Here is a 21,784-nt window from a genome sequence, read left to right as displayed (position 1 = left end):
CCGTGACTGAAACGCGCCCAAAATCGCTCGAAGACACCGCCTACAGGCGAGCCCGGTTTGCCAACCTCCCTGGCGGGGCGTTTCTTGAGGGGGCATGGCAGAAATCCGAGCTGACGCTCGAGGTGCGGGACCCGGAGGATGGTGTCCTGCTGGGCAGGGTCTGCACCTCCAGTCCCCACCAGGTGCGTGCAGCGGTCGCCCATATTCACCGGCATCTGCTGGAGGATGGTTGGCCGCTGCGCGCCCGTCGTGCCGCGTTGGAGAAAGCCGCAGTGCTTTTGGGCGAGCAGTCCGAACGCTTTGCGAACATCATTGCGGCGGAGAGCAGCAAGACCATCCGTGAGGCTGAGCGTGAGGTTGCACGGTGCATGGAGACGTTGCGACTCTCGGCTGCTGCGTCCGGGGAGCTTGCTGGAGAGACGTTGGCTTTTGACGACAGCATGGCCGGGGCCGGCAAAATCGGCTGGTTCAGCCGGAAGCCTGTGGGCGTTGTCGCGGCGATCACGCCGTTCAACGATCCGCTGAACTTGGTTGCGCATAAGCTGGGCCCGGCGCTCATAGGAGGCAACGGCGTCGTACTTAAACCCTCTGGCCGCACCCCGCTGACGGGACTTGCGTTCGTCGGGTTGCTTCTTGAAGCCGGGGTCCCGGCGGGGCGGATCGCCGCCGTCGTTGCCGGCCCTGGCGTGTCCGAGGCCCTGGTCACGGACCCTCAAGTGGACCTCATTTCCTTCACCGGCGGGCCTGCGACTGCGGACCGGATCGCTGCCGCGGCCGGAGCGAAGAAGATCCTGTCCGAACTCGGCGGGAACAACGCCACGATCATCTGCGCGGACGCAGATCCGGTTAAGGCGGCTGAGGCTGTTGTGGCCGGCGCGTTCGGGGTGGCAGGGCAGAATTGCCTGTCCGTGCAGCGGGTATATGCACATATTTCGGTGTTTGACGAGGTCCTGGAACGGGTGGTGGCAGGTACGCGTGCGTTGCGCACCGGCCCGAAGCTGGACCGTGGCACCGATGTTGGTCCGCTGATCACGGAGGCCGAAGCCCGGCGGGTGGAGGAATGGGTTGAAGAAGCCCGGGCCGCCGGGGCTACGGTTCAGGTGGGCGGGCGGCGTCGTGGTGCGTTCTATGAGCCGACCGTCCTGACCGACGTTCCCACCCAGTGCCGGGTGATCGGGGAAGAAGTGTTCGGTCCCGTGGTCAGTGTTCTTCCGTTCATTGACATCCGGGACGCGATCTTCGCCGCGAACGACACTGAATATGGGCTGCAGGCCGGGGTTTTCACCCAGTCACTGGATATGGCCTTGGCGGTTGCGGAGAAACTGCACGTGGGTGCCGTGGTGATCAACGAAACCAGCGACGTACGGATCGATTCCATGCCCTTTGGTGGTTTCAAGAAGTCCGGGGTCGGCCGGGAGGGCGTCAAACACGCGGTGCGGGAAATGACCGAACCAAAGAACACCATTATCAACCTCACCACAGCAGGTGCCGGCTGGCAGCAGCTGGCCGGCACCACCGAACGGACAAAAGCATGAGCACACCTGAAATGACCGCTAAGCACAGGATCGCAGTAATCGCGGGGGATGGGATCGGCGTTGAAGTCGTTCCTGCCGCCATCGCCTGCCTCGAGCGGATTGCCGAACTGCATTCCCTGGCTCTGGAGTTCACCTACTTTGACTGGGGTTCGGAGTATTACCTTCAGCATGGTCGGATGATGCCCGAGGATGGCCTGGAGCAATTGGCCCGGCACGATGCTGTTTTCCTTGGCGCCGTGGGTTCCCCGGAGGTTCCGGACACGGAGTCGTTGTGGGGCTTGTTGATTCCGATCCGTCGTGAATTCCGCCAGTACATTAACTTGCGTCCGGTGAAAACGCTCGACGGCGTGGCGTCGCCGTTGGCGTCCAAGGAACCGATCGATATACTCATCGTGCGCGAGAACAACGAGGGCGAGTACTCGGAGGTCGGCGGCCGCGCTTACCGTGGCCTCCCGAACGAGACCGCGGTTCAGGAAACCATTTTCACGCGCCTTGGGGTTTCCCGGGCAGCGAATTACGCGGCTTCCCTGGCCTCGGCGCGCACGGGACGGCTGACGTCGGCGACGAAGAGCAACGGGATCATCCACACGATGCCGTTCTGGGACGAAGTAGTGGCTGAGACCGCCGCGAAGTTCCCGGGAGTGACAGTCACCCATGAACTCGTGGATGCGTTGGCCGCGCACCTGGTCTTGAAGCCATGGACGTTGGATGTGATCGTCGCTTCGAACCTTCTGGGCGACATCCTGTCCGACCTGGGAAGTTCCGTGACCGGTTCCATCGGCCTGGCGCCGAGCGCCAACCTGAACCCGGAGGGTGACTTCCCGTCCCTGTTCGAACCGGTCCACGGCTCGGCGCCGGATATCGCGGGCAGGAACCTGGCCAACCCGGTGGGACAGATCTGGTCAGGGGCGATGATGCTTGACCACCTTGGCCACCCCGAAGCGGCCGCGCACCTCCAGTCCGCGTTCGAGTCCGTGCTGCGCGAAGGACTTGGCACCCGCGACGTTGGCGGCCCGTCCACGACCACCGAGTTCACCGCCGCGGTCCTCGCCGCGATCGATGTCATCGACGCTGTCACCGCGATCAACGCGAACCCTGCCGGGAAGCCCGCGGCAGCACCGGCGTCGTGAGCGTCTTCAACGGGCAGAAGCGGCCCGTCGTCGCGGCCCTGTACCGTGAAGCGTTGCCGCCGCGGCTGGCCGAAGTCCAGGAACTCGCGGACGTGCGCCTCACCAAGGCTGATGGCCTGGCCGAAGCGCTGGACGGTGCGGATGTGTTGTATCAGTGGCATTCGTTTTCCCCGGCCCTGCGGGAGAACTGGGATGCGGCGTCGTCGCTGCGCTGGGTGCATGTGTCCGCGGCGGGGGTGAGCCAGTTGATGTTCGACGAGCTCGTCGCAAGCGAGGTGACCTACACGAATTCCCGCGGAGTGCTCTCAAGGGCTATTGCCGAGTTCGCGCTCGGGTTCGTGCTGGACATGGCCAAGGACACCCAAGCCTCGTTCAAACTGCAGCAGGCCCAGCGCTGGCAGCACAGGACCACCCGCAAGATCCAGGGCCAATCCGCCTTAGTGGTCGGCACAGGATCCATTGGACGCGAAATCGCTTCGCTTTTCCAGGCCGTGGGCATGGACGTGGACGGCGCCGGCAGGAGCGCACGTGGCGGGGATGCTGACTTCGGAACCGTCCATGCTTCCAGCTCGCTGGCTTCCGTGGTCCAGGACTACGACTACGTGGTGCTCGCAGCGCCGCTGACCTCGGATACCAAGGGCCTGGTGGACGCGGAGGTGCTGGAGGCGATGAAACCTACTGCGGGGCTCGTCAACGTCGGGCGCGGCGAACTCGTGGACACTGACGCCTTGGTGCATGCCCTCGCCACGGGGGCCATCGCCGGCGTCGCACTCGATGTGGTGCACCCGGAACCTCTGCCTGCAGGCCATCCGCTGTGGGCTTTGGAGAACGTCATCATCACGCCTCACATGTGCGGCGACACCGAGGACTACATCGATGACCTCGGCAAGCTCTTCGTAGAGAACCTCCGGCGCTATAGCAACGGCGAATGCCTGGAGAACATCGTGGACAAGCGCCTCGGGTTCGTCCCGGGCAACTGATCTCGGCCAGACGCTTCACCAACTTCACCCAGCAACGTTCTCGGGCAAAGGAGCCCCCCCATGTCGTCCTCAACGACCACTCTGACAACCATTGGGCACTTCATCAACGGAGCTGAAACCACCGGCGAGGGTGACCGTACCCAGCCGGTGTACAACCCGGCTACCGGCCAGGTCACCGCGGAGCTGCGCCTGGCCAACGAGGACGATTTGAATGCCACGGTTGCCGCGGCCCGGAAGGCTGCTGATTCGTGGGGTGATATTTCCCTGGCCAAGCGCACCGCGGTGTTGTTCAAGTTCCGTGAGCTCGTCGCAGGGCACGTGGATGAGCTCGCCGAGCTGATCACGGCCGAGCACGGCAAGGTCCTTTCCGACGCGAAGGGCGAGATCGGCCGTGGCCTGGAAGTCATCGAATTCGCCTGCGGCATCCCGTCCCTGCTCAAGGGCGACTACTCGGACCAGGTCTCCACCGGCATCGACGTGTTCTCCTTCCGCGAACCCCTCGGCGTGGTGGCCGGTATTACCCCGTTCAACTTCCCGATCATGGTGCCCTTGTGGATGGCCCCGATGGCCATCGCCACCGGTAACGCGTTCATCCTCAAGCCCTCCGAACGGGACCCGTCCCCGTCGCTGCTGCTGGCCAAGCTCTGGAAGGACGCCGGGCTGCCTGATGGGGTGTTCCAGGTCCTGCACGGCGGCAAGGAAACCGTCGACGGGCTGCTGACCCACCCGGACGTGGACGGCATCTCCTTCGTCGGGTCCACCCCGATCGCCCAGTACGTCCACGAAACCGCCACCAAGCACGGCAAAAGGGTCCAGGCATTGGGCGGGGCGAAGAACCACGCGATCGTGCTCCCGGACGCTGACCTGGACAACGCCGCCGACCACCTCGCCGCCGCAGCATTCGGCTCCGCTGGTGAGCGGTGCATGGCCATCTCCGTGGCCGTCGCCGTCGGCGACGCTGCCGATTTGTTGGTGAAGAAGGTCGAAGAGCGTGCCCTGGCCGTGAAGGTCAACAACGGCACCGAACCCGGCGCGGAAATGGGCCCGGTCATCACTCCGGCCTCGAAGGAACGCATCCTCCGGATCGTCACCGAAGCAGAAACGGCGGGTGCGGCGATGGTGGTGGATGGCCGCGACCTCGTCGTGCCGGGCCACGAAGACGGCTTCTGGGTGGGCCCCACCGTGATCGACCACGTCAAGACCGAAATGACCGCCTACACCGAGGAAATCTTCGGACCCGTCCTGGTGGTGGTCCGCGTGGACACCCTGGAGGACGGCATCAAGCTGATCAACTCCAACCCTTACGGCAACGGCACGGCGATCTTCACTTCCTCCGGCGCCGCGGCACGGAAGTTCCAGCGTTCCGTGACCGTGGGCATGATCGGCATCAACGTGCCCCTGCCCGTTCCGGTGGCCTACCACTCCTTCGGTGGCTGGAAGGCCTCGCTCTTCGGCGACAAGCACATCTACGGACCCGAAGGCGTTTCCTTCTATACCCGCGGCAAAGTCATCACCTCCCGCTGGCCCGAAACGCACCACGCCTCCGGCGCGTCGTACAACTTCCCCTCCAACTAGCCATCACCCGCTCAGACTTTACGAAGGATCGTCGTCATGCCAACTGTTGCAAGGGCCTACGTCGCACCATCGCCAGGGACTGACTTAGCGCCCGGCACAGTGGAACGTCGGGACCTTGGGGACTTCGACGTGATGATTGCAAATCGCTTCGTCGGGATTTGCCACTCGGACATTCACACGGCGCGAGGCGATTGGGAATCAGTTAATTACCCTGTGGTTGTTGGGCACGAGATTGCCGGAGTGGTGGAAGCCGTTGGGGACCTTGTGACCCGCTATGCAGTTGGCGATCGCGTCGGCGTTGGTTGCTTTGTTGATTCGTGCAGGGAATGCTCCAGCTGCCGTGCCGGGGAAGAGCAGTACTGCCACAAAGGTGCCACGAGCACGTACAACTCGTTTGGCTGCGACGGACTGCCCACTGCCGGAGGCTATAGCACGCACATCGTGGTAGATCACAACTACGTCTTGAGGATTCCTGACGGAGTCCGGCTCGAGGCAGCGGCCCCGCTATTGTGCGCGGGAATCACTATGTACTCGCCTCTCCGCACCTGGCGCGCGGGGCCCAGGAAGCGAGTAGCAATCGTCGGCATGGGCGGGCTTGGCCACATGGGCGTCAAGCTTGCGTCAGCTATGGGTGCCGAGATCACCGTACTGAGCCAGTCTTTGAAGAAACAGGAAGACGCCCTCAGGTTCGGCGCGACAAGCTACTATGCAACATCCGAACCTGCCACGTTCGAATATTTGAAGGGTCAGTTCGATCTGATCATCAACACCGTGTCAGCGGATATTGAAGTGGACGCCTATCTCTCGCTTCTCGCCTTGGGCGGCACCATGGTTTTGGTAGGCCTGCCCTCGAAGCCGCTGAGTCAACGCGCTTGGTCGCTCATTGAAATGCGACGGAATCTGGCTGGCTCGAAAATGGGCGGGATCCGACAAACGCAGGAAATGCTGGATTTCTGCGGTGCCCATGGACTTGGAGCAGAGGTTGAAATCATTCGAGCTGAGCAGATCAACGAGGCCTTTCAGCAGGTGCTGGCGAGCGATGTTCGTTATCGGTTTGTGATCGATGCCGAGACTTTCTGATTCTTTTCGGACTTGTTTGTGAGGCGATGGACTCACGGGCGTGTCCTTACTTGCTTCATCGAAGACCGCGGTGCCTCATTATTCGAGGAAGCATTTGAGAATGCCCGGCAGTGTCGCCATGGAGCTTTTGATGAGTGGAAACGCCTGGTCCGGAAACAAGGGCCAAGTGGCGCATGTCGAGCAGGCGAACCGGGTTACTACTTGCGCCAGTTCATCGCATAACTCCGATTCAGCACTGTCGCCGGCTCAGGAACAGTCTCAACGTGAAGCCACGGCTTGCCCTGAAAAGGAACCACTGAATCCGGCCGCCATCCGGCGCCAGATTGGTGCAACTTACCTGGGTCCTGACCCTTAGCGACGCAAAACGCGTAGTCAAAGCCAACCATCCATTCGGGCAAAACGATTGATTCCACGGATCACCCCAGACAGGCAACTCACTAGATCCCCCGGGGGCGGCGGGTACGGCCGAGGCCGCGTTAGATATGGGGGTGTATCCCCGGGATGGCTACTTCTTGGGCCCGGAGGGCGTTATGGAACTGGCTCTCCATCTCTCGACGGAAGGCGTCGATGTCACCCTCCAACGCATGCTCGGCCAGCCTCTCGTGCTCAACGGCAATTTCATGGAGGTCGTTGTATGTTGGATGGTCGATTGCAAAGTAGAGGCGCAACTTGTTCTCCCAGCCGTTCCACAGCGCTTGCAACGCGGCGTTTCCCGAAAATTCGTAAAAGAGTCTATGAAAGCGAAGATGAGAGTCGATGCTCGCCGGGATATCGTTGGTGTCCGTGGCGCGGTACAGTTCCTCAATGGTTTGCTTCAACCGAGGCCGCTCCGGGCCGCGCAACGTTGCGGCAGAGAGCTCAGCGGCATATGGCTCTACGAGCATTCGAATCGCTGCGATTTCGGCAATGTCACGCGCACTGACCTCCACAACAAACGATCCTTTGAAGGGGATCTTCACAACTAGTCCCTCTTCTTCGAGGCGTGTCAGTGCCTCACGCAGCGGGGACCGGCTGATCCCTAGGTCTGCAGCAATGTGAGTTTCGCGAAGCTGTTCCCCTGGTGGCACACTTCCATCCAGGATAGCCGTGCGTAACACACGATAAACACCGTCCGGTGTGGTGGTCCGCTGTTCATGCCACGTGAACTTGGTGTCCATCGTGCCGCCTCTCTTGTCGATTGTCGATTATACCGCGTGGCATAGAGGACCTCTGTAGGGGGAACATCCCCATCTTCGTACACGCACTTCCACTGGCTAGCCGGTTTTGAACCGTTCGGGGCGGACGAACTCCAAGCCGTCGAAAGAGCGTTTCCCCAGGGCCTCATGGGCAGCGATTTCACCGAATGCGGTGGCGTTCTTGAAACCGCCTCCGGAGAATCCAGTGGCGCAGTAGATCCGGCTGCCCTCATTCATCCAGCCCACCACCGGATTCCGGTCCTCTGTGTAAAGGTCCGGGTAAGCGTCGGAGCGGACGATGTTCGGGTACAGACCCGGAAAGAATTCCGTGACTGTTTCGGTGGTCTCTGTAATCTCGGCGTGAGTGAGCTCCCGGGGCACTCTTCCCGCGTCCGGGGTTGGTCGGCCGCGGCCGTCCAGGGTTGCCTTGACGGTCACGCCGTCGACTGCGGGTGCACCATACATTGAGCGGTCCTCGTACATTCGGGTGAAGATCGGGAATTTCTCCGGTGCGAATTGTGAACCGTCTCGGGCGACGAACCAGGTCAGAATTATCCGCTTGGTTTGCGTTGCGTCTTTCAGGTACCCGGGCATGAGTTTTCGGGACCACCCGCCGGTTGAGACGATGACGTTTTCGAAGGTCCAGGAGTTCGCGCCTGAGGTGATAACGACGCCGTCGTCCGTTTCAACGACGCTCTCGATCGGGGTGTTGTCACGAACCGTGGCCCCGCCGGCTTTTGCTGCTGCTATGGCAGCCGTGACGGCCCGGTCAGTACGGAGAACGCCGGCCTGGGGGTCGTAGACCGCGATGTCGTCGGGGCGGAGGTTGTGCTGTGGGTATCGTTCTGCCATTTCCTCACGAGTGAGGATTTGATGTTCGGTTCCATTAATACGGGTCGTTTCAAGAACCCTCGAGAGGTACGCCCCGTCCTTTTTGCCGATTGACAGGCCGCCGCAGCGGGCCAGGATATTCTGGCCGCTCTCGGCTTCAATTTCAGCCCAAAGGCTGCGTGAGCGCTTTCGGATGGGGTAGAAGTCCGGGGTCCCGCCGTAGATCATGCTAAAGAGGCGAGTGTCGCCGCCGACGGCACTACGGCCGTGGGCCGGGACCTGCGCTTCGAATCCGGTGACAGAGTCGGTAAGGCGCGAGGCCTGCCAGAGGGCCATGCTGCCGATGCTGCCAAGGCCAATTACGGCCAGTTTTCCATCTGTCATTTTAAGGGGCCTTTTCGAGGAGGGCTGAAATGAGGTGGCTGGTATGCGCTATTCGTGGAGGCCTGCGAGCCTGCTCCCGAATTTGGCCAGTAGTGAGGTCTTAGTGGAGTCCCTGCGTTCTTCCCACTGGTCTGCAAAGCCGAAGAGGCTGTACATGCTGTGAACTCCCAGCCAGCGAAGGGGCTCGGGTTCCCACTTTGGTGCGCGGTATCCCACCCAGGGAAGTGACGTTCGTTCCGTCTTCCGCTCGAAGGCCAATTCCGCCAGAGTCCTGCCACCCAGATAGGCCGCGGTCACGCCGTGCCCGGCGTAACCCGTTGAAGACCCGATTCCGCACGCTGGGTCCCAGTGCACACCCCCGTTCCAGTCGCGGGTAACGCCCAGAACTCCGGACCAGGCATGGTCCACTTCGAAGTTGATGCCTGGGAAGAAGGCACGAAGCTTGGTGGAAAGCAGGTCAATCGTGGACTGGGCAGTCGCACCGGCGCCCCCCGTCCCGGAGCCGAAACGGTAGGGCCTGCCACGGCCACCGATGGCGATCCGGCCATCCGCTGTTCGCTGCGAATAGATGAAGGTGTGCGCGGAGTCGTTGAGGTTCTGCGGCCCGTTCCAGCCGATTTGCTGCCACGCCTCGTCCGACAACGGCTTGGTCACGATCATCGAAGAATTGATCGGAATCAGGCTCCTGCTGCCAAGAAGGGGTCCGGAGTAGCCCTCGGTGCAGATGAAGGTCTTGGCCGCGTGCACCCGCCCGCCATCCAGAGTGAGGGTGTTGCCGTCGATGCCGCTGATACGGCTGCCCTCGTAGATGCTCACTCCCATGGAAGTAATGGTGTCAGCGAGTCCGTAGACGAGTTTGGCCGGATGAATCCGGGCGCAGTGCTTGTAGAACATGCCGCCGTGGACAGTGGATATGTTGATTTCCTTCTGGAACTCTTCACGGTCGAGCAGACGGACGTCGTCGTCGGTCAATCCGTACTTACGCTCGGCGTCACGCCGAACAGCCAGTCGGCCAAGCCCCGCCTCCGTGTGGGCCGCCACCAGCGCACCGCTTTTGATCTGATCCGCATCAATGCCTTCGGCCTGAAGAATGTCCATGACAGCATCGACGGCGGCGATAAACTCCTGCTGCAAGGCGCGGCTCGCATCAATGCCGCCCTCATGAGAGCGGGCGAACTTGGCACGGTTTCCTGCGGGCATCGCTGAGAGCCAGCCGCCGTTCCGGCCGGATGCGCCGTAGCCAATCTGCTCTGCTTCGAAAACCGCAACTGAAAGTGACGGTTCAAGTTTCTTCGCGAAGTACGCCGCCCAAAGTCCGGTGTAACCGCCACCGACAATAGCCAGGTCTACATGTTTGTCCCCGGTGAAGCGGGGGTACGAGGGCTTCTTGTCTGCGAGTCCGGCCATCCAGAAGCCGAGGTCTCCGTTCCGGGGTGCTGCCGCGACGGTTGTCATTGCTGTCCTTGTTATGTCGAAAGGGTGATTAGAAGGCGGTGTAGCCGCCGTCGACTGGCAGTGTGGCGCCGGTGACGTAAGACGACTCAGAAGAGGCGAGGAAGAGGACCGCGTCGGCGACCTCCTCGGGAGTGGCTAAACGCTGGAGCGGAATTTGTCCTTCACGCTGGCGGCGGTAGGCCTCCGGGTCCTGCCTTCGCTGGAACGAAGCTTCAATGATGGGGGTGGCCGTAAGGCCCGGTGCGACGACGTTGACGCGGATGTTCTGTTCGGCCCACTCGATGGCTGCACCCTTTGCGAGCATGATCAGGCCCCCCTTGGCCGCGGAGTACAAGACCTCATCAGGCTTGCCAACCATGCCGAGCCGCGAACTCACCAAGACAAACGATCCACCGGTGGCGGGCATCAACGGGGCGAAGTGCTTCATCACCAGGAACGAGCTGAGCAGGTTACTGTGCAGGACGTTCTTCGCGTCCTCGTAAGTCATCTCTGTCAGTGGACCGCTGACCTGCAGGCCGTGGTTCAGTACGACGACGTCGACGGTGCCATACGTTTCGGCAGCTTGCCGGGCGAGACTTTCGACGAAGGCTTCGTCGTTGAGGTCTCCCGGGACATAGAGGTCCTCTGGTTGTGCGCTGTCGATCTGTGTCTTGCGGCCGGTCAGCAGCAGGCGCGCCCCTTCACGACGGAAATGGGAGCACACCGCTTGCCCGATTCCGCTGTTGGCGCCGGTCACCAGGGCCGTAACTTTATCAAGTCTCATATTTGACACTCCTGCTTGGGATTTTGGTGTGGGCAGACACTGGGAGTCCAGCCCATAGGGGTTAGTTGAGAAAGCCTCGGGCGTCGACGGGCCAGCGCTCCAGGGTGGTGCCCGTACTGTCCGTGACGAGATATTCCTCGAAATTAACCACTACCGGGCAGACGTGGTTCGGCACCACCGGCAGTACGGTGCCGATGCCAGGCTGAAACCCCCCGGGCAACGGGAGGAACCCGTGGTATTCGTTGAGTTTGGAGAGGGTGGCTTTGGTGCCGGCAATACCACCGAAGCCGCGTTCGGGGCTGCCCTCCCGCCCAAGGACCTTCGTGCCAACGTCAAGGATGACCTGGTTGGGCACCCAGTCGCTGACGACGGTTCCGGCGACGAACAGGGCGATCTGATCTTCGGTGCAGGCACCGAGCCGGGTGTTGTTCAAGTCGTTGAATACATACTCGCCAGGACGAATTTCCGTGATGGGACCGTTGGTGGAGAATGCCACTGTGGGCGTGGACCCGGCGCTGACCACGTCCGGGGTGATGCCGACGGCGGCGAGACTCCGCACCGCGGCGATGAGCGCTTTTTCCTGGTCCAGGGCTGCGCCCTGGCGGGCGTCCGGGCTGGAGCTGCCGTGACCGGGATAGGTAAAGACGCCTGCGGGAACCAGCCCGCGGTTGCGGGCTGCGGCGGCCAGTTCGCCTGCGGCGTCCGCAGGCGCGCCAGAACGGCGGGCTCCGCAGTCGACCTCGACCACGACCTCCAGTTGTCCAGCGTCCTCGCCCATCGTGTCAGCGAGGGCATTGATCGCCGTGACATTGTCCACGCCGATCCGCAGCCGGATGGTTTCGGCCAGCTTGCGGATACGGGCACCCTTGGTTCCTGCAGCCCAGACCGGGTAAGCGATGAAGATGTCATTGAACCCTGCCGCAGCGAAGACTTCGGCCTCGCCTACGTTCCCTGCGGTGATGCCGATCGCGCCGGCCTTAATCTGGCGCCGCCCGATCTCGACGCATTTGTGCGTCTTCACGTGCGGGCGGACGTCCAAGGCACGCTCTTTGGCGAAAGCCTGCATGCGGTCGATGTTGTCCTGCATCACGTCGGCCAAGATGATCGGTACAGGGGTATCAATCCTTGCCACCAGAGCGTCCAGGGCCCGTTGAAGCCGGTTCACGATTACTCCTCATGATTCTGTTTGTGAAGGTTCGAGGCTGGTGTTTGATTGGTCCTCGAAGTGGTGTTGTTCGGGACCTGCCTCAGCGGGTCCCGAACAACGGGGGACAGCCCTAGGAAGCGGCCGTGCAAACCATCTGGATCTCGACGGGGGTATTCAAGGGCAACCCGGCGACACCGATCGCGGTGCGGGAGTGCCGCCCGTTCTCGCCCAGAACTTCGATGAGCAATTCACTCGCACCTTCGGCAACCTTGGACTGCAGACCGAAGTCAGGCAGGCTCGCTACGAACACCAGCATCTGCACCACGCGGACCTTGTCAAGGTCGCCCAAGGCCTGGACGGCGGCGGCGAGGCAATTCAGCGCCGCATGACGGGCGAGCTCCTTGCCTGTTTCCAGGTCAACGTCCCGGCCCACGATGCCTTGGCCCAGCAGTACGCCATCCTTGAACGGCAGTTGGCCCGAAATGTAAATGCTTTCCCCGACCTGGTTGTGGTCCACGTAGTAGGCGTTGGCCGCCAACGCGGGGAGTTCCAGGTCCATGTTCGCCAACCTTTCCACAGCAGTCGCACCCTTGACTGTCGGAGGCAACGGAAGGCTCATGATGCAATCGCCTTGGTGTGAATCACCATCTGGGTCCTCCCTTAGGAAGCGTCAGGACGCGGCAGGCCGAAGAGGACTGGGAGGTCCGCGATGTCGGTGATCCGCTCGTAGCCGAGCCAGTGCTCGTCGTGCTCGAAGCCGCGGTCAACGTAAACCTTGTTCTCAATGCCCATGATCGCTGCCGGGCGGTGGTCGTACATCGGGCTGGCGGAGACGTGCACGATCTCGTCCGGGGTCACGTTGAGCTTGTCGAACATGTACTCGAACGCGGCGAGGCGCGGTTTGTAGCAGCCCATCTGCTCGGCGGTGATGATGTCCGCGAACGGGGCTTCGAGGTTCGCCGCAAGCTTCTCGGCAACCGCGGTGTCGCTGTTGGTGATGATGACCAGCGGAACGGCCTCCGCGAGGCGGTTCAGCGCCGCAGTGACGCCCGGGTAGGGGCCCCATGACGGGATCCGGTCGTAGACCTCGCGTGCCTCTTCGGCGCGGAACTCGATGCCGACCTTGCGCGAGGCGCGCTCCATGGAATCGTTGACGATCTGGTGGAAGGGCTTGTACACGCCCATGCACTCGTCGATCCGGTACGCCTTGCAGATCCGCAGGTACTCGTCGGCGACCTCAGCAGGCAGCCGAGCACCCAGAACGTCCCGCATAGTGTCGTTTATCGCGAACCTAATGAGCGTTCCGTTCATGTCGAACGTAGCGAATTTCGGCTTGTTTTCGAATACCACTTTTCCTCCAGTAACTTGAGCTAGTCGATTGTCGACGAGCATTTGTTTCGGATATGTAGACACTTTTCCACATCCCGTCGATTGTCGACAATACGGGAAATTCCGTAGATTGTCAACGATTCTCTATGCCTTGCAATGCTGATTTACGACGCGGGGTCGCCGCCTTCTGCTGCCCTCCGCGACGCGCCAGCGTGGGCAGGTGGCCTGAGCGGCACGATCATGCCTTAACCTGGCACGGTTGAGATCGGCGCCGGTCTCAGCGCAGGCAGCCCGATTCTAGGATGTGGCGCGGCGCGCTACGTTATAGAAGCGAATGTTTTCATACTCTTCAAGGCCTTCAGCGCTTCCTTCACGACCAAGGCCAGACTGCTTGATGCCACCGAAGGGGGCGCCAGCGTTGGACGGGACCCCTTGGTTGATTCCCACGATTCCCGTCTCGAGGCGGTCCGCGACGTTCAGCGCGCGGTCGAGGTTTTCGGTAAAGACGTAACCTGCCAGGCCGAACTCGGTGGCGTTGGCGCGGGTCACCGCTTCGTCCTCTGTCCTGAACCGCTGGATTGCGGCGATGGGACCGAAGATCTCGGACCGGGCAACGTCGGAATTCTCGCTCACATTGTCCAGGACGGTGGGGGCGAAGAAGTTGCCGGGTGATTCGTATCCGTGGCCACCGGTCAGCAGGTTGGCCCCCAAGTCGACGGCGTTGTCCGTGTAGGACTGCATCTGGGCTACTGCCCGGTCGTCGATCAGTGCACCTAGTCCTGTCTGCTGTCCAAGACCGCTTCCCACGGCGACTTCTGCGAAGCGTTCAGTGAGAGCAGCGGCGAAGTCGTCGGCTATCCCGTCCTGGACGTAGATTCGGTTGGCGCCGATGCAGGATTGCCCGCCGTTACGCAGTTTTGCGGCGAAGGTGCCCTCGACGGCGCGTTGAAGGTCAGCGTCGTCGAAGACGATCAGAGGGGCGTTGCCGCCGAGTTCCATGGAACTGCGGAGAACGTTCCGGGCGGCAAGATTAAGTAGGTGTCGTCCTACCGGCGTTGACCCGGTGAATGAAACCTTTCGGACCTTGGGGTCGAGCAGGACGGCTTCGCTGAAGGCCCCTGACCTGGATGTCGTGATGACCTGGATCAGGTCTTGAGGTACACCTGCCTCGATGGCAAGCTGGACGGCGAAGTACGTCGTCAGGGGAGTGAGGGTTGCGGGCTTGATGACAACAGGGCACCCGGCTGCCAAGGCCGGCGCGATTTTCCGGGTAGCCATGGCCAGGGGAAAGTTCCATGGCGTGATCAGTACCGCCAGGCCGACGGGGGAGCGCCGGGTCAGTAGGCTTGCGCCGCCGTCGGCGGTGTCCCGGAAGTTCCCGGCTGGCCGTACCGCCTCTTCGGCGTACCAGCGAACAAAGTCGGTTCCGTACTTGACCTCGCCTCGCGCCTCGGCGAGGGGCTTGCCCATTTCGCGCGAAATGAGGTGAGCCAGCTCCTCGGTGTGCGCAACGAGTTTGTCGTACCACGCGTGCAGTACATCGGCGCGCCGGCGAAGGCTGCTGCGGGCCCAGTCCGATCCTGCTGCGTCGGCCTTGCTCACTGCGATCAGTGCGCTGTCAACATCGGCATCAGGGACATGAGCGATGGTCTCGGCGGTGGCCGGGTCCTGAACGGCAATGCCGTCTATGGGCAGATTGATGGAGCGGATGACCGTATCCGCGTACTTCACGCGGTCTGCGTCCGGCGCCACCAGGGGGGCAGGTAGATCGGTGGTGGTTGTCATCGCTTCTCTCTTTCAGTGTCGTCTTTCGACGTCGGTGGCGAGGGTGTGTACGGGTCGCCGGGGTTCATAGCGGCTGATCGGCACGACCAGCGCCGGTCGGATGGCCGGAATTCCGGGCGGGACTCATTCTAAGTAACACGTCGATTGTCGACGACCTGCAACTGCTGATTGTTGACGATACGGTTGAGAGGTCTGCTCTGTCAATGGTTATCCGCTGCCTGGGTGATCGGCGATTCGATCGGGGAAGGGGTCGGCTGGGTCAGGTTGTGCATATGTTACGAGGCTTCTTCGCAATTTGCTCGTGAAGAGTGCAGGTAAGGCTAACCTAAACTGTCAACAATCCACCATGCCCAACCCGTTCTGGGCATTCCGAGTAGGCGGTTCCCCTTTGCGCACACTTATCCGTTCCACAGTAATGGGGCTCTCAGCCCTCCTCGCCCTTAGCGGTTGCGGTATGAGCGGGGGGCAGACCAATGTCACCGAGAAAGTGGCAGATACTAATCAGCGCATTGTGATCGACAATTTCCGTGCACCGGTGGCCAACTGGGCGCTGGAGTCCGACTCCGCATACATCTTGTCGCTGTCTGGGTGTTTGGAAACGCTGACCAAGTACGACTCCGCGCAGGGAAAGGTAGTGCCATTCCTCGCGACGGAATGGAAGCAAGTTTCGCCTCGCGAGTGGGACTTCACTATCCGCGATGGCGTGAAATTCCAAGACGGTACCGAGCTGAACGCTGAGTCTGTGGCGGCCTCCCTGAATTCTGTACTCAAGGCAAGGGTGCCCGCCAGGGCTTTCGGTCCGAGCACCGTCAGCAGTGTGGTGGCGACTGACGCAAAGACAGTTCGCCTGACCACTCCTGTGGAGAGCCCGCTGGTGCCGTTCCGCTTGGCCAGCGTCAACACGGGTATCCTCTCGCCTGCAGCGTACAAGGGCGAGACCGTCGATCCGTTTGGTCACTGCACGGGACCCTTTGTGCCTGTGTCGGAAAAGGTCAAACAGTCCTTGACGCTGGACCGCAACCCAAACTATTGGGGCGGAGAGGTAAAGCTGGCCGGGGCTGAGGTTCGCTTCATCACCGACGGCGCTACCCGCGCAGCCCAAGTCCAAACGGGCGAGGCTGATATTTCACTTTCCATCCCGGCTTCCTCCGTTTCCTCGCTGGAAAAAGCGTCCGACGTTTCGGTCCTGAAAGCCGATTCTCAACGGACGGCGACGCTGTACATGAACAATGCCCGGGCACCGTTCAACAACGTTGACTTCCGGAGGGCTGTCCGATCAGCACTTGATCTTGATTCCTTGGCTGCCAGCGTCTATGAAGGTGCAGCGCTGCCTTCTACCGGTCCTTTCGCTGCCACCGAGCCGTGGGCGTCGAGTGCATCAAGTTCGCCAAAACAGAACTTCGACGAGGCTAGGAAGCTCCTTGAGCAGGCTGGATACACAGCGGGCAGGCCGTTGGAGATCCTGGCCATCGTTGAACGGGCAGAATTTGCCGACGTCGCGACCGTGATTCAGGACAACCTGAAGTCCATTGGGGTTCCCGTCAGCATCACATCAAAAGAATCTGTTGCCGCGGAAGCGGATGTGCTGGCCGGCAACTACGACATGCTGTTGAGCCAACGCAACAGGCTCATCGATATCGCAGATCCGATCGGTTTCCTCACCGCCGACTACACCTGCAAGGGAACGTACAACCTCAGCCATTTCTGCAACGTCGAGTACGACCAAGTCATCGCCGAGGCGACCACGGCATCCAACACCGAAGAACGATACAAACTCTATGCCCGTGCCGGTGAAATCCTGAACGATCAAGCGGTCAATGCATGGTTGGTCAACCAGCAGGCAACGGACGCGGTCCGCAGCAATGTACTGTCCTATGTGCAGGATCCGTTGTCCCGGTACGTGCTCACGGCCGAGACGGCAAAGTCCGGCTCATAGCAACGAGTTGAGACCCTCGCACCGAAGCGCATGATCACCTTCCTGACCAAGCGGACGGCGACCCTGGTGGCCGCCGTCCTGCTGTCGTCTTTCGCCGTATTCCTGATTCCGTACGTGACACCGGGTGATCCTGTGCGGAAAATCATCCGGTCCCGCGTCTCTGGAGACGTGGTGGATGAGTCCACCGTGCAGGCCTTGGGTCAAAGCCTGGGACTACACGACCCCCTCCCTGTCCAATACTTGCGCTGGTTGGGGGACTTCTTTTCAGGTGACATGGGGTTATCACACGTTAGTCGGACGCCTGTGGTTGATCAGGTGCTGCCTGCTCTCGGGATCACGCTCAGTTTGGTGCTGGTCGCCTTGGGAACCGCTGTGGTGGTGTCACTTACACTGGGGATCGTCGCTGCGCTGAAGCAGGGCGGCAGGACTGACAGGATGATCACCGCAGTTACCCAGGCGTTAATTGCCGTACCCGAATACTGGCTGGCGCCGCTCCTTGTCCTGACTTTCGCGCTCAGGCTGTCTTTACTCCCGTCCGCAGGGTGGAGCACCACCTCATCAATTGTGCTGCCCGCCGCAACGCTGGCCCTGCGGCCTATCAGCTTCTTCACCTCTGCTGTCCGTTCAGGCATGATCTATGCACTTGAAGCCGAGCATATCGACGCCGCGCGGGCACGGGGCCTGAGCCGCGGGCAGACACTCATGCGGCACGTCATTCCCAACGGCCTCGTGCCCTTGTCGACGCTTTTCGCCGTTTGGTTCGCAGGCCTGCTAGGGGGTTCCGTGATCGTGGAGGTGATCTTCGCGATCCCGGGGATGGGCCGGCTACTCTACGACGCCGTCGTCAACAGCGACATCCCCTTGGCCCAAGGCGGAGTTGTGGTGGTGGTGGCTCTTGCGGTTGCGATCACTACCCTTGCCGACTTTCTCCATCGTTTCCTCAGCCCAAAGGTGAGTGCCGCCCTTGCTTAACCGATCAGCGGTGGATCATGCCGCCGTCTTACTCCTTATCCTGATAGTGGCCGCCGTAGCGGTAGCGCCATGGCTGACGCCCTTTCCACCGGACCAGCAAACCCTGGCATCACGTCTCGCGCCGCCCAGCGGCGTCCACTGGTTGGGCACGGATCACCTTGGGCGGGATACGCTGAGTCGCCTGCTCGACGGCGGCCGCTTCTCTTTGGTGGTTGCCGCGCTGGCCACTGTGATGACGGGAGTCATCGGACTGACGATCGGTGTGCTCAGTGCCCGGCGCAAAGGCTGGCTGGATGAGTTCTTTACGCGCACCAACGATGTCCTGCTCGCTCTACCCGAAATGGTGGTGGCACTGTTCATCGTTGCCGCCATGGGCACCGGGTTTACCTCGCTGCTGGTAGCCCTGACTGTGACCGGCTGGACGCCCTTTGCCAGGCTTGCCCGCACGCTGGCGTACGACATATCCGCGCGCGGCTTTGTGGACGCGGCGCGGGTGGTGGGGTGTACGCCGTCGTTCATTGTGTTCCGGCACATACTGCCGCACCTGGCAGCGCCCATGCTGGGGCAGGCGACGCTTCGGTTCGGACATCTCCTGATCAGCGTGGGTGCGTTGTCCTACCTTGGCCTAGGCGTTCAGCCCCCGCAATCAGATTGGGGATCCATGCTGGCCGCAGCACAACCCTACGCAGAGCGGGCGCCGTGGGGGATCATCGCGCCCGGGCTGCTGATCTTCCTGGTGGCCGTCTGCGTAACCCTGATCGGTCAGCGGGCCTCACGGCGGGGACCGGGTGCCGTGAACATCCTGGCAGTGGAGGGTCAGCATGCCTGAGCTGGTGATGGAGAATCTCACCGTTGGCAACTCCTCCACCGGACAACCGATCCTGTCGGGAGTCAGCCTTACGGTCCAGCCCGGGGAGTTCGTGGCGTTGGTGGGTGGTTCAGGCTCCGGCAAGACCATGACCGCCAAATCCATCTTGCAGTTGTTGCCACCGCAAGTCCGGATCCAGTCCGGTTCCATCAGGCTCGGCGGAGTGGAGGTCACCCGCGCGCCGGAAGCCGAGCTGAACCGTCTCCGTGGTGGCCGGCTGGGGCTGCTGTTCCAGCAGCCCAAAAAGATGTTCAACCCGAACAGAACCATCGGTGCGCATCTGAAGGAACCACTAAAAATCCACGGTGGCCTTGGCGGCCGGGCTGCCGACGCCAAAGTGCGTGAACTGCTGGCCGAAGTGGGCTTTCAAGATCCTGCATGGGGTGTTCGGGCCTACCCTCATGAGCTTTCGGGCGGAATGGCACAGAGGGCCATGACTGCCATGGCCTTGGCCGGCCAGCCCGAGATCCTGTTGGCCGATGAGCCGACCTCGGCCCTGGATAAGGTTTTGGAGCAACAAATCCTGGAATTGCTGGACCGCGAACGGATCCAGCGCGGTTTGGGCATCCTTTACATCACGCACAACCTGGCGTCCGTGGCAGCCTTTGCTGACCGGGTCCTGGTCATGGATGACGGAGTGATTGTGGAGTCCGGCACTACTGAGGCCGTTCTGGGAAGCCCGCAGAACCCCTATACGCAGAAGCTCCTCGCGGCATCCAACTTGTTGCCCAGCAGCATTGCGGACGCGCGGACGCAAGACCGCAACGTCCTGACATTGGTGAATGTGGCAAAGGGATTCGGCTCTGGCAAGCGCCAGCGAACGGCTCTGGATTCCATCTCTGTGGAGGTGAAGCGGGGCGAGATTCTGGGTGTCCTGGGCCAATCGGGGTCGGGGAAAAGCACTCTGGCCCGGGCGATTGTGGGGCTGGAAGGCTTCAGTAGCGGAAGCATCACAAGGACGCTCGCCGCGGGCGGTGGCAGGGCCTCAACAGCCGTGCAGTTGGTGTTCCAGGAGCCACACGATTCCTTCGACCCACGGCTGACCCTTCGCACCAGCCTTGAGGCACCGCTTCGATCGGATACTGCGCAGGCTGAGCGGTCCGGCCGTCTTGAGGCAGTCATGAAGGAAGTTGAGCTTGACCCTGTCCTGCTTGATCGACTCCCTGGGCAATGTTCCGGTGGCCAGTTGCAGCGTGCCACTATCGCCAGGGCGCTCCTGTTGGAACCCGAGGTGCTCATTTGCGATGAAGCGACATCTGCATTGGATGCACTCACGCAGCGGACCATTCTGGACCTGCTGCAGCGACTTCATCGCGACCGGGGACTGACCTTGATGATGATCACGCACGACATGGACGTGGTGCGGCACATGTGCCAGCGCGTCGCTGTCTTGTTCCAGGGGCGGCTCGTCGAACTCACCGAGACCAACAGGTTCTTCGCGAACCCTCAACACCAGCACAGTAAAGACCTTGTTTCAGCGGCTATTCCTTGCCGCGGGCTGCATCTGAAGAAGATGCGTACAGAGATCTAGGTTCTTGAAGCTCCGCATTCCGAATGCTAGGGCCGTCTACCACGATCCATGCGGCACCAAGTCGTGTTAAGGCATGTCTAGGTTGTTTTTGTAGGCGGTGTTTTTGTTGGTGTTCCAGCCGGCGATGATGCCGGCTCCGAGCATGTGGTCGGTGAGGCGTGCGAAGGGGCAGCAGGGGTCGGAGTCGAGGGCGAGTTGGAGGTATTGGTGGGCTTTGGATCCTCGGCCTTCCCACCAGTTGATGTAGCCGATGGTGGTGAGGATGGGTGCTGCGTGTTCTGGGGCGGTGAGGGTGTAGGTGTGGGTGAGGAGTTGTTTGGCCCATTCGATGCGTGATCAGTTGGGTGCTGTGGTGGTTTGGGCGAAGAGGATGTGTTCGGGTGGTTCGTTGATGCCGGGGATGTCTGCCATGAGCCGGTCGCGGATGTGGGGGAATTGGTAGTAGGCGATGAGCTTTAGGACGTCCGTGTCGGTGGGGTAGTCCTTGGTCTCGAGCATGGTGGTCCATAGTTGGTGGGCGTCGTGGGTGGCTGTCGCTGGTGGTCTGTTGAGGATGGTTTGTTTGTGGTGTTCGACGGCGGTCGCGTGCTCTTGTTTGTGGGTCGCCGCCGGGAGGGTTACCTGGTTGGTGGGTGCGATGGTGCTGCCGCGGTAGATGAATTCGGCGTTGACTTGGGAGTATTCAGTGGTGCTGAGGGGGATGGCGATGTTGCTGCCTGGCATCGTGTCGTAGGGGGAGTAGGTGGTGTTGGTGACGTAGATGCCGTCGCGGATGGTGATGCCTTCGTGTGCGAGGACGCCGGTGAGGGCTGCGATGGTGGCCCGGTGTGGTCTTGCTTCGCCTGGTTCTGGCGTTTTGGTGGTGTAGAGGGCGAAGACGATGCCGTTGGTTCGTTCGTCGGTGGTGAGGTACGCGGCGACGGTTTGGGCGAAGTGGATTTCGTGGCCTGGGTGCTGGGGGAGGTCGATGCGGAGGGTTGCGCCGACTTTGTCGTTGTTGAGGGTGATGCAGACGAGGCTTTCGGTGGGCCAGAAGCCGACGGTGTGGCCGATGAAGCTGTGCAGGTCGGCGGGGTCTTTGATGGTGAGTGCGTTCATGGTCCTGGCTCCTCGTGCGTCCTGGCTGTTGACGGGGCCCGTTCTGCTGAGGCTCCAGACATCCATGGACGCTTGACGTGCCCTTCACCATGACCGGATCGCGTCGACTTTAGGCTCGAGCGCGAGACGATTGTTGTCCAAGCGTCGAGGACGCAGCCAAACCATGCAGCTGCGGTGCAGTTATTAGGGTCACTTTGACGCGGTCGCTTG

At 61.6% G+C, this 21,784-nt stretch carries 17 protein-coding genes and 1 pseudogene; 9 read left to right on the top strand and 9 right to left on the bottom strand.

The window, feature by feature from the left end; genetic code table 11:
* Positions 1 to 2: 2 nt before the first annotated feature.
* The 5 genes from ACH488_RS04930 to ACH488_RS04910 are packed head-to-tail and all read left to right on the top strand — an operon-like array spanning position 3 to position 6,300.
* On the top strand, positions 3 to 1,535 hold the full coding sequence (locus ACH488_RS04930; protein WP_397322641.1) for an aldehyde dehydrogenase family protein: 1,533 nt from the start codon (positions 3 to 5) through the stop codon (positions 1,533 to 1,535).
* Positions 1,532 to 2,665, top strand: coding sequence for a tartrate dehydrogenase (locus ACH488_RS04925; protein ID WP_397322639.1), 1,134 nt, complete (start codon positions 1,532 to 1,534; stop codon positions 2,663 to 2,665). Before ACH488_RS04930 ends, ACH488_RS04925 begins: the two co-directional genes overlap by 4 nt.
* The gene (locus ACH488_RS04920; protein WP_397322638.1) at positions 2,662 to 3,645 is read left to right on the top strand and encodes a D-2-hydroxyacid dehydrogenase; all 984 of its coding nucleotides are present in this window, start codon (positions 2,662 to 2,664) and stop codon (positions 3,643 to 3,645) included. The genes ACH488_RS04925 and ACH488_RS04920 overlap by 4 nt, the downstream gene beginning before the upstream one ends.
* Positions 3,646 to 3,705: 60 nt before the next feature.
* Positions 3,706 to 5,220: a CoA-acylating methylmalonate-semialdehyde dehydrogenase gene (locus tag ACH488_RS04915; RefSeq protein WP_397322636.1), complete on the top strand. Its 1,515-nt coding sequence runs from the start codon at positions 3,706 to 3,708 to the stop codon at positions 5,218 to 5,220.
* Positions 5,221 to 5,256: 36 nt separating this feature from the next.
* A complete protein-coding gene (locus tag ACH488_RS04910; RefSeq protein WP_397322634.1) occupies positions 5,257 to 6,300 on the top strand; it encodes an NAD(P)-dependent alcohol dehydrogenase in 1,044 nt (347 codons plus the stop codon).
* Positions 6,301 to 6,776: 476 nt separating this feature from the next.
* On the opposite strand, the gene ACH488_RS04905 is transcribed toward ACH488_RS04910, so the two are convergent.
* From ACH488_RS04905 to ACH488_RS04870, 8 genes are all read right to left on the bottom strand, one after another.
* Positions 6,777 to 7,457, bottom strand: a complete 681-nt coding sequence (locus ACH488_RS04905) for a GntR family transcriptional regulator (protein WP_397322633.1) — start codon at positions 7,455 to 7,457, stop codon at positions 6,777 to 6,779.
* Positions 7,458 to 7,553: 96 nt separating this feature from the next.
* Complete coding sequence (locus tag ACH488_RS04900) at positions 7,554 to 8,690, bottom strand: FAD-dependent oxidoreductase (protein ID WP_397322632.1); 1,137 nt, start codon at positions 8,688 to 8,690, stop codon at positions 7,554 to 7,556.
* A gap of 48 nt (positions 8,691 to 8,738) precedes the next feature.
* Positions 8,739 to 10,145 (bottom strand): NAD(P)/FAD-dependent oxidoreductase, encoded by a 1,407-nt coding sequence (locus tag ACH488_RS04895; protein WP_397322631.1) that lies wholly within the window; start codon positions 10,143 to 10,145, stop codon positions 8,739 to 8,741.
* A gap of 28 nt (positions 10,146 to 10,173) precedes the next feature.
* Positions 10,174 to 10,908, bottom strand: a complete 735-nt coding sequence (locus tag ACH488_RS04890) for an SDR family NAD(P)-dependent oxidoreductase (RefSeq protein ID WP_397322630.1) — start codon at positions 10,906 to 10,908, stop codon at positions 10,174 to 10,176.
* A 61-nt stretch (positions 10,909 to 10,969) separates the two neighbouring features.
* The gene (locus tag ACH488_RS04885) at positions 10,970 to 12,073 is read right to left on the bottom strand and encodes an alanine racemase (RefSeq protein WP_397322629.1); all 1,104 of its coding nucleotides are present in this window, start codon (positions 12,071 to 12,073) and stop codon (positions 10,970 to 10,972) included.
* A gap of 112 nt (positions 12,074 to 12,185) precedes the next feature.
* Positions 12,186 to 12,674: a RidA family protein gene (locus ACH488_RS04880; RefSeq protein WP_397322628.1), complete on the bottom strand. Its 489-nt coding sequence runs from the start codon at positions 12,672 to 12,674 to the stop codon at positions 12,186 to 12,188.
* 41 nt (positions 12,675 to 12,715) lie between these two features.
* Positions 12,716 to 13,447 (bottom strand): haloacid dehalogenase type II, encoded by a 732-nt coding sequence (locus ACH488_RS04875; protein WP_397322627.1) that lies wholly within the window; start codon positions 13,445 to 13,447, stop codon positions 12,716 to 12,718.
* A gap of 234 nt (positions 13,448 to 13,681) precedes the next feature.
* Complete coding sequence (locus tag ACH488_RS04870) at positions 13,682 to 15,169, bottom strand: NAD-dependent succinate-semialdehyde dehydrogenase (protein WP_397322626.1); 1,488 nt, start codon at positions 15,167 to 15,169, stop codon at positions 13,682 to 13,684.
* A 487-nt stretch (positions 15,170 to 15,656) separates the two neighbouring features.
* Between ACH488_RS04870 and ACH488_RS04865 the strand changes: the two genes are divergently transcribed.
* The 4 genes from ACH488_RS04865 to ACH488_RS04850 are packed head-to-tail and all read left to right on the top strand — an operon-like array spanning position 15,657 to position 20,476.
* Positions 15,657 to 17,105 carry an ABC transporter substrate-binding protein gene (locus tag ACH488_RS04865; RefSeq protein ID WP_397322625.1) on the top strand — a complete coding sequence of 483 codons (1,449 nt, stop codon included), beginning with the start codon at positions 15,657 to 15,659 and terminating at the stop codon, positions 17,103 to 17,105.
* Between the two features lie 30 nt (positions 17,106 to 17,135).
* On the top strand, positions 17,136 to 18,077 hold the full coding sequence (locus ACH488_RS04860; protein WP_397322624.1) for an ABC transporter permease: 942 nt from the start codon (positions 17,136 to 17,138) through the stop codon (positions 18,075 to 18,077).
* A complete protein-coding gene (locus ACH488_RS04855; RefSeq protein WP_397322622.1) occupies positions 18,061 to 18,906 on the top strand; it encodes an ABC transporter permease in 846 nt (281 codons plus the stop codon). The genes ACH488_RS04860 and ACH488_RS04855 overlap by 17 nt, the downstream gene beginning before the upstream one ends.
* The gene (locus ACH488_RS04850; RefSeq protein ID WP_397322621.1) at positions 18,899 to 20,476 is read left to right on the top strand and encodes an ATP-binding cassette domain-containing protein; all 1,578 of its coding nucleotides are present in this window, start codon (positions 18,899 to 18,901) and stop codon (positions 20,474 to 20,476) included. The genes ACH488_RS04855 and ACH488_RS04850 overlap by 8 nt, the downstream gene beginning before the upstream one ends.
* Positions 20,477 to 20,542: 66 nt before the next feature.
* On the opposite strand, the pseudogene ACH488_RS04845 reads toward ACH488_RS04850, so the two are convergent.
* Positions 20,543 to 21,574: pseudogene (locus ACH488_RS04845) on the bottom strand (DUF4192 domain-containing protein).
* Between the last annotated feature and the right edge of the window lie 210 nt (positions 21,575 to 21,784).

Origin of the sequence: Paenarthrobacter sp. NPDC018779, from assembly GCF_044391085.1 — a bacterium.
Lineage (GTDB): Bacteria > Actinomycetota > Actinomycetes > Actinomycetales > Micrococcaceae > Arthrobacter.
Note: the sequence above shows the minus strand (reverse complement) of the source record. Positions and strands in the feature narration are given on the sequence as shown.